The 10,863-nt window shown below is 72.1% G+C and carries 8 protein-coding genes and 1 pseudogene; 4 read left to right on the top strand and 5 right to left on the bottom strand.

Going from position 1 to position 10,863, the window contains the following annotated elements; translation table 11 throughout:
- Positions 1–42: 42 nt before the first annotated feature.
- The 4 genes from RIF89_RS06990 to RIF89_RS06975 all read right to left on the bottom strand — a co-directional run bounded on the left by RIF89_RS06990 (position 43) and on the right by RIF89_RS06975 (position 4,217).
- On the bottom strand, positions 43–1,479 hold the full coding sequence (locus RIF89_RS06990) for a hypothetical protein (protein ID WP_309068412.1): 1,437 nt from the start codon (positions 1,477–1,479) through the stop codon (positions 43–45).
- Positions 1,476–2,039 (bottom strand): hypothetical protein, encoded by a 564-nt coding sequence (locus RIF89_RS06985; RefSeq protein WP_309068411.1) that lies wholly within the window; start codon positions 2,037–2,039, stop codon positions 1,476–1,478. Before RIF89_RS06985 ends, RIF89_RS06990 begins: the two co-directional genes overlap by 4 nt.
- Positions 2,040–2,148: 109 nt before the next feature.
- The gene (locus RIF89_RS06980) at positions 2,149–2,736 is read right to left on the bottom strand and encodes an alternate-type signal peptide domain-containing protein (RefSeq protein ID WP_309068410.1); all 588 of its coding nucleotides are present in this window, start codon (positions 2,734–2,736) and stop codon (positions 2,149–2,151) included.
- 392 nt (positions 2,737–3,128) lie between these two features.
- Positions 3,129–4,217 (bottom strand): enoyl-CoA hydratase/isomerase family protein, encoded by a 1,089-nt coding sequence (locus RIF89_RS06975; RefSeq protein WP_309068409.1) that lies wholly within the window; start codon positions 4,215–4,217, stop codon positions 3,129–3,131.
- 149 nt (positions 4,218–4,366) lie between these two features.
- Between RIF89_RS06975 and RIF89_RS06970 the strand changes: the two genes are divergently transcribed.
- On the top strand, positions 4,367–6,319 hold the full coding sequence (locus tag RIF89_RS06970) for an ATP-binding cassette domain-containing protein (RefSeq protein WP_309068408.1): 1,953 nt from the start codon (positions 4,367–4,369) through the stop codon (positions 6,317–6,319).
- A 47-nt stretch (positions 6,320–6,366) separates the two neighbouring features.
- Here the strand turns inward: RIF89_RS06970 and RIF89_RS06965 are convergent, their stop codons facing one another.
- On the bottom strand, positions 6,367–6,735 hold the full coding sequence (locus RIF89_RS06965; RefSeq protein WP_309068407.1) for a hypothetical protein: 369 nt from the start codon (positions 6,733–6,735) through the stop codon (positions 6,367–6,369).
- Between the two features lie 97 nt (positions 6,736–6,832).
- Here RIF89_RS06965 and cofG point away from each other — a divergent pair, with 97 nt between their 5' ends.
- The 3 genes and pseudogenes from cofG to RIF89_RS06950 form a co-directional block, all read left to right on the top strand.
- A complete protein-coding gene (cofG, locus tag RIF89_RS06960) occupies positions 6,833–9,253 on the top strand; it encodes a 7,8-didemethyl-8-hydroxy-5-deazariboflavin synthase CofG (protein WP_309068406.1) in 2,421 nt (806 codons plus the stop codon).
- Positions 9,253–10,743, top strand: coding sequence for an NAD(P)/FAD-dependent oxidoreductase (locus RIF89_RS06955; RefSeq protein WP_309068405.1), 1,491 nt, complete (start codon positions 9,253–9,255; stop codon positions 10,741–10,743). The genes cofG and RIF89_RS06955 overlap by 1 nt, the downstream gene beginning before the upstream one ends.
- Positions 10,744–10,752: 9 nt before the next feature.
- Positions 10,753–10,863: pseudogene (locus RIF89_RS06950) on the top strand (F420-dependent glucose-6-phosphate dehydrogenase); the annotation flags it as partial.

Genomic DNA, 10,863 nt, shown 5'->3' with positions numbered 1-10,863 from the left:
CTGTCAGCAGCACCGCCGAGGCCAGCGCGAGGAGCGCGCCCTTCATCGCCATCCGCAGGAGATGGTCAGCTGACCGCCGCTGCGCGCGATGTGGAACTTGCCCTTGGCGGTCGTGCTCCATGCGCTGCCGGCGATCTGCTGCTCGATGTACACCCAGGTGTTGCCGACGCCGCCGCCGCTGCCGCTCACATACGAGGCGAGGTTCGCGCCGCCGTCGTAGATCCGGAGATACGTGTTCCAGCCGTCGCTCAGGCCGTCTCCCGCGTTCGGCACGAACGAGCGCTTCGTCTCCGGGGTCGACTCGTGAGCCAGCAGCGCCCGGTAGTGGATCTCCTGCTGATAGTCCTTGTTGGCCCCGAACCCGAATTCCAGGTACTGACCGATGCGGGTGCAGCTGGTGTCCTGGACGGGCGTGATGGGCGTGCCCTGGAGCTCGAACACGAACCGCTGCGTCGCCGCGTCCGTGCACGTCGCCAGGACCAGCCGGCGGGGGTTGGTGTCGGTCGACTGCCACAGTCCGTCGCCGACCGTGACGCATTGGCCGGGGAACGCCACGCTCTCGATGCGGTACTGATCCCCCGTGATGCCCACGATCTTCCAGTGCTGCGCGGAGGTGTCCGCGCTGCGGGTCTGCAGCGTCCGGGAGCCGTTCAGCGCTGTCCAGCGCGGGGCGATCGCGTCGCCGTTGGTGTTCTGCGCCCACGAGATGGCGAACGTGCCGTCGGCGGCGCGGAAGATGCGCCACTGCTCCGCATAGCCGCCGCAGCCGGTGTCGCGCGCGAGGTAGTGCGTGTCGTCGGCGGGGTATCGCTGCACGCAGATGCCCTGGTTGCGGATGAGGTAGCGGCCGGAGCTGTTGGTGAAGAACAGCAGACTCGACCCGACCGACTGCGCGAACGAGACGCTGGCAGCGCTCTGCGTCCAGGCGCCGTTGCCGTACGCGAGACGGGACTGCATGGCGAGCTGGGCCGACTGGTTGGCGTAGGTCGACGCGTCGTTCGAGCTCATCGAGGTCTTCACGCAGAGCACGACGGTCTTGCCCGCGGGGACGGTTCCCGAGTAGGTGAACGGCGTGGACGTCGACAGCCTGCCGGTGGCCGGGGAAGACAGAGCGGTCGTCGGCGTGCATGCCTCGGCGGAGCTGACCGCGGCGATGGCGACGCCGATCGCGGCGGGGAGGCCCGATGCGGAAGCCGAGGTCGCGCGCACCGTGAGCGTGTACGACCCCTCGCGGCTGCCCGTGTTCGCGACGGACACGGCACCCGCGGCGGTCAGGCTGCTCGCGCTGTAGGTGGTCTTGAGCGGCGTTGTCGCCGGCGTCGGGTGCACGGTCTGTGCGATGCCGACCGTGGCGGCCTTCGCGGTGCCCGATACCCGGTCGCCCGCGCTCCAGTAGCCGGAGGCGGTGCCCGCCCCCGCGAGCGTGAGGAAGGTGGCGAGGGCGGCGATCAGGATCCTGCGGCGGCCGCTGCGCATCATGAGATCACCTGCGCGCCGTCGAACGTGAGGGTGAAGGCGGCAGAGGTGCCGGGCGTGAGCGCGGAGGTCGCGCGCACCTCGACGCACACCGTGACGTCGTCCTTCGCGTCGTCGATGGGGATCGTGACGAGGGGGGCGGGGGTGGCGCCGACGGGCTGCACGGCAAGCTGTGCCGTGCAGCCGCCGACGGCGACGCGCAGCTCGTACCCCGTCACGGTGTTGACCCCCGTCGTCACCGCGAGGGGCACATCCCCCGTATTGCTGAGCGTCAGCTGCTGACGGACGGACTCGCCCGGCAGCATGTTCGACCACGGGTTGTCGCTGTGGCTGGGGGACCACTGTGCGACGAGGCTCGCGCCTCCCGTCTCGACCGTGCCGGCGCCGAGGGTCTCGGAATCGCTCCACAGCGCGTAGCTGCCGCCGACGCCCGACAGGGTGAAGAACAGCAGCGCGACCGCACCGATCGCGGACCCGACGAATCCGCGGAGCCGCTGGGCCCTGCGGGCCCGCACGCGCCGCAGCCGGCGCGGCTGCGTGGGAAGGCTGCTCGGGTGCGACACGGCGTTTCCTGTGGCTCGGGGAGAGGAGGAAGAGGAGGGGGAGGGGGAGGGTGCGATGCACCACGGGCGCCGCTCGATCAGGAGAGCGGGGGGCCCGGCGGCGGGGACGTCAGTTGACGGTCTGCGTGGCGACGAAGGGCAGGTCGCCGAGGTCGATGGCCGCGCCCTGCGCATCGTTGTTCGCGGTGCCGTCGTCCTCGAACGTCACGGTCACGGTCACGGGGATCGAATAGGTGCCGGCGCCGTCGAAGGCGTAGCCGTCCGTCGCCGCGGTGAGGGTCGATCCGGCCGGCTTGGTGGCGCCCGCGGTGTCGGCGGAGAAGGTGAACGAGAACTGGTCGAGGATGTCGGCGGCGTCGACACCGGCGGGCAGCGCCGACGTCACGGTGTCCTGCGCCTGCTCGGCGACAGCCGCCTCGAGAGCCGCCGTGTCGAGCGTGATCCGGCCCGCGATGTTGTCACCGGAGGTCTTGAGGCTCAGGGTCGTCTCGTAGGTCGCCTCGTCGCCCGGAACCCAGGCGCCGATCTTGTCCGCGCCCCAGCTGCCGGCCGCCGCCGTCAGCTCGAGCTGACCGGCGTTGACCGCCACGCCGTCGAGGTCGGCCGAGTCGTTCCAGTAGGCGAGCGAGCCGACGCCGCCGAGGAGGAGGACGATACCGGCGGCAGCGGCGATCGAGCCCTTTGCAAACTTGTTCACGAGGTTCTCCAGGAATGTGGGGAGCGAGAAGGGAAGGGGCGGAATTCGCGCACCACGAACACGCCGCGGGGCAGCGGCGTGCGCGTGATGGCTTCGGCGGGACTCGTTTCGGGCGACGAGCCCGCCGCCAGCGGTGAGGCGCGTTTCGGGACGGCCTCCGCCAGGAGATGAACATACGGATGAATGCTCAGGCGAGAGTCAAGTTCGTCCTAAGGTGCGCTTTGGATTTGTCCCCCGAATGGGGGACAAGCCTTGTCCCCCATTCGGGGGACGTCGAGTATGACGGAATCTCCCACTGAGTGGGCGTCGTCCCCGCAGACCGGGCTCCGCCGCGAGACCTGGTGGGTCGAAGGCGGCCGGCGCGGCGGCGGACCGAGCGCGGAGGGGCGCCGCTATTCGAACAGCGGGCGCTCGGGCTCGAACGCGAACGCGTCTCCCACGACCTCGGGATCGACGTCGGCGAGCGTGGCCGGCGACCAGCGCGGCGAGCGGTCCTTGTCGACGAGCTGCGCGCGGATGCCCTCCACCATGTCGGGCTGCGTCGCCATGAACCACGACACGAGCGCGAACTCCTGCGACAGCGCGTCACGCAGGCCGCGCATGACGCGCGACGAACGGATGGCCGCGAGGGTCACGCTGAGGGCGACGGGCGAGCGCGCGGTGAGCGCGGCGAGCGCGGTCGCCGGGCTCACCTCCTCCCCCGCTGCCACGCCGGACGCATCGAGCGCCCCCAGCCGCTCCACGATCTCCGGCACGGTGTCGGCCGAGAACGCGTCGTCGATCCACTCCCGCGCGCGCTCGATCGGCCCCGGGTCGGGCGTCTCGTCGAACAGCAGGACCAGCTCGGCGGGCGTCGACGGGTCGGCGCGCGTCGTGAGCGCCTCGCGAACGGAGGGCAGACGCGAGGCAGGAGTGAAGTGGTCGGCGAACCCCGCGTAGATCGCGTCCGCGGGCCCCATGACCCAGCTGGTCAGGCCGAGGAACTCCCCGAGCCTGCCGGGTGCGTGGCCGAGCAGCCACGATCCGCCGGCGTCCGGCGTGAACCCGATGCGCGTCTCCGGCATCGCCAGCTTCGATGTCTCCGTGACGATCCGGACGTGCGCGTGGCCGGCGATGCCGATCCCACCGCCCATCGTGACGCCGTCGGCGAAGACGACGACCGGCTTCGGGTACTCGTCGACGAAGGCGTTGAGGGAGTACTCGTCGCGGAAGAACGGCTCAGCCTCCGAGATGAGGCCGCGCGAGATCGCCTCGAACAGGCGTCGCACGTCGCCGCCCGCGCAGAAGCCGCGCGTTCCGGTGGCGTCGAACAGCACGACCTGCACATCCGGATCCGTCACCCAGGCGTCGAGCACGCCCCGGATCGCCTGGAGCATGCTGCGCTCGAGCGCGTTGATCGCCTCCGGCCGGTCGATCGTGATGGTGCCGAGGCCGCCCTCTCGGCGGGCGAGGATGCGCGGATCCGACGTCGGGAAGCTCACGCGTCCACCGTATCCCCGGTGCGCACGCGTCCCCCGTCACACGTCGCGATCGGTGCCGGGCGGGCAGGGATCCCCAGGTTCCGCGCGATGTCCGCCAAGATAGGTGGGATGGCGCGGTGCAGTGACGCCCGGGTCGCAGAGACTTTTCCATGCACGAGAGGGAGCGGATGGCCGACGGCAAGGTGTTGGAGTTCCGCGGGGTCACGAAGATCTTCGGTGACGTCGCCGCGGTGTCCGACTTCACCGCACGCGTCGAGCCCGGTGTCGTCACCGGCTTCGTCGGCCCGAACGGCGCCGGCAAGTCGACGACCCTGCGCATCGTGCTCGGCGATGTCACGCCCACGCAGGGAACCGCCCTGATCGACGGCGTCCCCTACCGGAAGCTGTCGCAGCCCCGCCGCGAGGTGGGCGCGCTGCTCGAGAACCAGCAGTACCGCCCGCGGCGCACGGCGGAGCGGCACCTGATCGCCACGGCGCGCGCGATCGGCGTGCCGGCCTCGCGCGTGGCGGAGGTGCTCGAGATCGTCGGCCTGGGGGCCGTGGGCGGCATGCGCATCGGCGGCTTCTCGCTCGGCATGCGTCAGCGCCTGGGGGTCGCGGAAGCGCTGCTGGGCGACCCCGGAGTGCTCATCTTCGACGAGCCCGCCAACGGCCTCGACCCGGAGGGCATCCGCTGGATGCGCATGCTGATGCGCCGCCTGGCCGACGAGGGCCGCACCGTGCTGATGTCCTCACACGTGCTCAGCGAGGTGCAGCAGGTCGCCGACAACATCCTGATCATCTCGAACGGGCGCCTGCTGTTCAGCGGCGGGATCGAGCAGCTCGCCGACATGGACGCCGTCGTCGCGGTCGACTCGCCCGACCGCGCGGCGCTGCGAGATGCGCTGCGCGCCCGCGGCCTCCAGTTCGAGCTGAAGCGCTCGGGGATCAACGTCACGGGCGTCACGACCGCCGAGATCGGCGTGCTCGCGGCCGAGGCGGGGGTGCCGCTGTCGTCGCTCACGCTCAAGCAGCAGAGCCTCGAGGACGTCTTCCTCAAGGTCGTGAGCGGCACGTGGGCGGGCCCCGCCAGCGAGGCCGCGGGCGAGCCGGACGCCACCGGCGAGGGCGCGGAGGACGCGCCGACCCAGACACCGGAGGGGGACGCCGTGTCGAACGAGGATGTCGCGCCGAAGGACGCTCTCGCGCACGAGGGGAACGCCGCCCCGGAGGACGATGTCGCCCCCGCGCCGATCGATGCCGGGGCCGCGGGGCAGCCGGAAGCCGCGGCCGAGGCCCAGGCCGACTTCACGCCCACGGAGGCCGAGGTCACGGCCGAGCGCGAGGAGGACGCCGCGGACGACGTGAGCGCCGACCGGTCCGGCGATGCCGAGGCCGACGCCGAGACGGTCGATGAGTTGCCGTTCGCGCCGACCACGGTGGACGCCGTCGTCGTGGACCGGCAGCCCCTGTCGGGGCAGCCGGATGCCGCGGCGCCGTCGTACGGCGATCCGCTCGCCTTCCTGACGCGCCCGCTGTCCGAGATCGAGAAGGACGTCGTCGCGGCCGAGACGGAGCTCATCGCCGCGTCGCCCGAGGGCGAGCAGCCCACGCCCGGCTGGGTGCCGGCGCCCGAGTACATCCCCTCGCCGCGCGAGGAGGACGCCGACGATCCCGACCGGCTCGAGACGCCCGACTCGGTGCTCGACCTGCCGGACGGCGGCGACGAGTGGGCGGATGTCGCCGCCGACGGCCTGCCGGGCTCGGCCGCGCTGACCCGGCAGCAGCACGCGTCGGAGGAGACGCTCTCATCGACGGCGGGCTTCGACGCGGTCGGCGTCGGCGTGCCCGCGTCGCCTGAGGCCGCGGACGGGTCGGAGGACGATGCCGCGGCTGGTGAGGCGCCCGAGGCCGGCCACTCCCCCGAGGTCGACCACTCCACCGCACCCGAGCATGATGCCGACGAGCGCGAGCACCACGGCGACCACGGCGAGCACCACGAGCACCACGGCGAGCATCACGACCGCGAGCACGGCGAGCACCAGGGCGAGCATCACGAGCACCATGGCGAGCACCACGACCGCGAGCACCACGAGCACCCCCACGACGACCACCGCGGCTGATCGTCAGCGGAGGAGGAGCCCGGCCGGCCGGCAGGGCTCCTCGTTCATCAGGCTTCGGCTTCTCCAGCCTCGAGCCGCAGGGCCTTAGCCAGCGCGTGCCCGTGGCGGGTCGACAGGATCAGGCGCGTGAAGCGCGCGTCCCCGTCGAGGTCGATCACGACTCCCGGGCGCCCGTGCCGGATCGCGACGAAGTCGTCGCCCTGCGCCGACCGCCACGTGCCGAGCGAGAGCAGGCGCGGCAGCTGGGTGCCGGGCGCGCGCACGCCGCGCAGCCACGTCGCCGGTTCGTCGGTCAGCTGCAGCCTCGCGATCGCGGCGCGGTCGATCCGGATGTCTCCGCGCCGCCCGGCCAGGAGTCGCTCGACGCGCGTGAGCACGATCTCCAGCTGACGCGTGTCGAGAAGCAGAGTCACCATGGATTCCATCCTGCCGTTCACGCCGTGCGATCCACCTCACAGGACAGCAACGATCGCACGCGGCCCCCTGACGCCCTCGCGGTGCGAGACTGATCCGGTGACCCTGCTCGATCCGGATCTCTCCACGCTGGACTCGGCCCTCGCCCGCGCCGAGGCCGGCGAACGGATCGGCATCGACGACGCCGAGGCGCTGCTCGCGGCGACCGGAGGCGCACTGGACCGCCTGCTCGACGCGGCAGCGCGCGTGCGCGACGCGGGGCTCGACGCCATCGGCCGCGCCGGCGTCATGACCTATTCGCGCAAGGTGTTCATCCCGCTCACGACGCTGTGCCGCGACCGATGCCACTACTGCATCTTCGTCGACACCCCGGGGCAACTGCTCAAGCAGCACAAGCCCACGTACATGTCGCGCGAGCAGGTGCTGGCGGTCGCGCGCCAGGGCCAGGCCCTCGGCTGCAAGGAGGCGCTCCTCACGCTCGGCGATCGCCCCGAGGATCGCTGGCCGGAGGCGCGCGCCTGGCTGGATGAGCACGGGTACGGATCGACGCTCGAGTACGTGGCCGACATGGCGCGGGCGATCACGGCCGAGACGGGCCTGCTCCCCCACCTCAACCCCGGCATCATGACCGCCGCCGAGCTCGCGATGCTGCGCCCCGTCGCGCCGTCGATGGGCGTCATGCTCGAGACCACGTCGCGCCGGCTCTACGAGGAGCCGGGGCAGGTCCACTACGGATCGCCCGACAAGGACCCTGACGTGCGGCTGCGCCTGCTGGAGGACGCGGGGCGGGCCCGCGTTCCGTTCACGACCGGCATCCTCGTGGGCATTGGCGAGACCCTGCGCGATCGCGCCGAGTCGCTCGTCGCGCTGCGGGAGATCCAGGAACGGCACGGTCACCTCCAGGAGGTGATCGTGCAGAACTTCCGCGCCAAGCCGCGCACGGCGATGCAGGATGCGCCCGACGCCGACCTCACGGAGTACATCGCGGCCGTCGCGGTCGCGCGGCTCGTGATGGGGCCCGGGATGCGGATCCAGGTGCCGCCGAACCTGTCCGACCCGCAGGAGTTCGGTCTGCTCGTACGTGCGGGCGCCGACGACTGGGGCGGCGTGTCGCCGCTCACGGCCGACCACGTGAACCCCGAGCGGCCGTGGCCTCACCTCGACGACCTCGCGCGCTTCACGGCCGACGCCGGATTCGCACTGCGCGAGCGCCTGACGGCGCACCCGCCGTACGTGACCGACGCGTGGCTGGATCCGGCGATCCGACGCACCACGTACGCGCTCGCGGGAGCCGACGGCCTGGCCGTCGTCTCGGATGACGGGGCGGTGGTCGCCCCGATCGCTGAGCGGACCGAGGAGCGTGCGGAGGCGGAACGACCCAGCCCCGCTTCGGCTTTCGCGCGCCTCCTCTCCCGCGCCGCGTCCGACCCGGCGTCGCTCGACGACGGCGAGTGGGAGCGCCTGCTGCGTGCGGAGGGGGCCGAGCTCGACGCCCTCGCCACGACCGCGGATGACGTGCGGCGATACACCGTCGGCGAGGCCCTCACGATCGTCGCGAACCGCAACATCGCATCGACGCACTTCCGGCGGGCACCCTCGGCCGAGCCGGACACGTACGACCTCGCGGCTCTCGAGGGCATCGTGCGCGATGCGGTCGAGCTCGGCCTCACGGAGATCTGCGTGCAGGGACTGCTCGCGCCCGGAGAGGATGCCGCGTCCTACCTCGACATCGCCCGCACGGTGAAGCACGCCGCCCCGGAAATGCACCTGCACGCGTTCCGTCCACAGGATGTCGCCGACCTCGCGGATCGCGCGGGACTCGGGCTCGACGGCGCCCTCGCTGCGATGCGGCGAGCCGGCGTCGACACCGTGCCCGGAACGGGGGTGAAGGTGCTGAGCGAGCGCGTGCGCGCGCTGGTCGCGCCGGGCGACCTCGAGATCGATCGGTGGCGCGAGAACATCTCGGCGGCGCACCGCGCGGGCTTCCGCTCGACCTCCGTGCTGTTCTACGGACACGTCGAGACCGCCGCCGAGCGCATCGCCCACCTGCGCGAGCTGCTCCGGATCCAGCGGGCGACCGGGGGGTTCACGGAGTTCGTGCCGATCCCGCTGCCCGAGGCGCTGGGCGGCGGCGTGCCGCTCGTCGCGCAGCGCGCCCCGCTCGACGAGCACCGCGCCATGGTGGCGGTGTCGCGCCTGATGCTGTCCGGCGTGATCTCGCACATCCAGATCCCCTGGACACGGCACGGCGTGCCGGCCTCGATCGAGCTGCTCCGCGCGGGCGGCGACGACCTGGGCGGCACGCTGCTCGACGGGCGCGTGCTTCCCGGCGCCGGCGTCGAGCGCGGCCTCGAGCTGCCCCTCTCCCGGGCGCGGGACATCGCACGCGGTCTGTTCCGCCCGTTCCGTCAGCGCTCCACCACCTACGGCGACGTGCCCGCGAGAAGCGGGATGACGGCCGTCCGCACGACGGGGAGCAGCGCTTCCGCGGGGATCGGCGAAACCGAAGGGGAATTCTGATGAATCCGCCTTCGGATCTGCGGGTCCCCTCAAGCCTGCCGCGCCAGGTCGGAGCCGTGATCGTCGGCGCGGGTTTCGCGGGCATCGCGGCCGCGCTCGCGCTGCGGTCGGAGGGGCTGTCGGACTTCGTCATCCTGGAGCGGGGTGCTTCCATCGGCGGCACGTGGCGCGACAACGTCTATCCCGGCGTCGCCTGCGATGTGCCGGCGCACCTCTACGGCCTCTCCAGCCATCCGTGGCCGGAGTGGTCGCGCACCTTCGCACCGGGCGCCGAGATCCGCGCGTACCTGGAGCGGATCGTGCGCGACGAGGGACTGGACCGGCACGTGCGGCTCGGCGCGGCGCTGACGGGCGCCGAGTGGGACGGCGACGCGTGGGCGGTCCGCTCGGCGCACGGCGATGTCCGCGCCACTCACCTCATCCTCGCCGCCGGGCGCCTCACCGAGCCTCTGATCCCCGAGATCCCCGGACTCGCGGACTTCCCGGGACCGGTGTTCCATTCGGCGCGCTGGGACGAGCGCATCCGCATTCAGGGCGCGCGGATCGCCGTCGTGGGCACGGGCGCGAGCGCCGTGCAGCTCACGCCCGAGCTCGCGCGACGCGGGGCGGACGTGACCCTGTTCCAGCGCACGCCGGCCTGGATCGTGCCTCGCCGCGACCGGGCATACTCCGCCGTCGAGCGCACGACGTGGCGAGAAGACCCCGGCGCCCTGGCCGCGCTGCGCGACGAGCTGTACGTGGAGGGCGAAGCGCGTTTCGCTTCGCGCTCGGGAGACCCGATCGCGGCGACCGAGGCGCGCGAGCTGTCGCTCGCGCATCTGGCGCGACAGGTCCCGGATCCCGCGCTGCGTGCCGCGCTCACGCCCGACTACGCGTTCGGCTGCAAACGCGTGCTGCTCAGCGACGAGTTCTACCCGGCGATCGCATCGGGCGCCGTCACGCTCGTGCCCTCTGCCCTCGCCGCCGTCGACGACGACACGCTCGTCGCGGCGACGGGCGCCCGCCACCGCGCCGACGTGATCGTGCTGGCCACGGGCTTCGAGGCGGCGCGCCAGCCGTACGCGCGACTCGTCACCGGCGAGCACGGCGTGACGCTGGACGAGCACTGGTCGGGAGGGATGACTTCGGTCGGCTCGACGCTGGTGCACGGCTTCCCGAACCTGTTCGTGCTGAACGGACCCAACGCCTCGCTGGGCCACAATTCGGCGGTGCTCATCATGGAGCAGCAGGCGGCGTTCGCGGCGTCGCTGATCGCCGCCGAGCGCCCCGTGCGCGTCTCGCTCGACGCCGAGGCCGCCTACACCGCCGAGATCGCCGAGCGCGCGGCCGGCACGCCCTGGCTCGACGGGGGATGCCGGAATTGGTATACGGATCCCCGATCCGGCCGCCTGACCCTCCTGTGGCCCGGCACCGTCGCAGACTTCCGCGATCGTCTCGCCCGCGTGCGCGACGACATCCTGCATCCCGCCCTCACGGCCTCATTGTTCTAGGAGCACGACATGACAATCCCGATGCGCTTCGGCTACAAGGCGTCCTCGGAGCAGTTCGGACCGCGACAGCTGCTCGACTATGCCGTCCTCGCCGAGGAGATGGGCTTCGACTCGGTGTTC

It is taken from the genome of Microbacterium sp., from assembly GCF_031178525.1.
In the GTDB taxonomy this organism is placed as follows: domain Bacteria; phylum Actinomycetota; class Actinomycetes; order Actinomycetales; family Microbacteriaceae; genus Microbacterium.
Note: the sequence above shows the minus strand (reverse complement) of the source record. Positions and strands in the feature narration are given on the sequence as shown.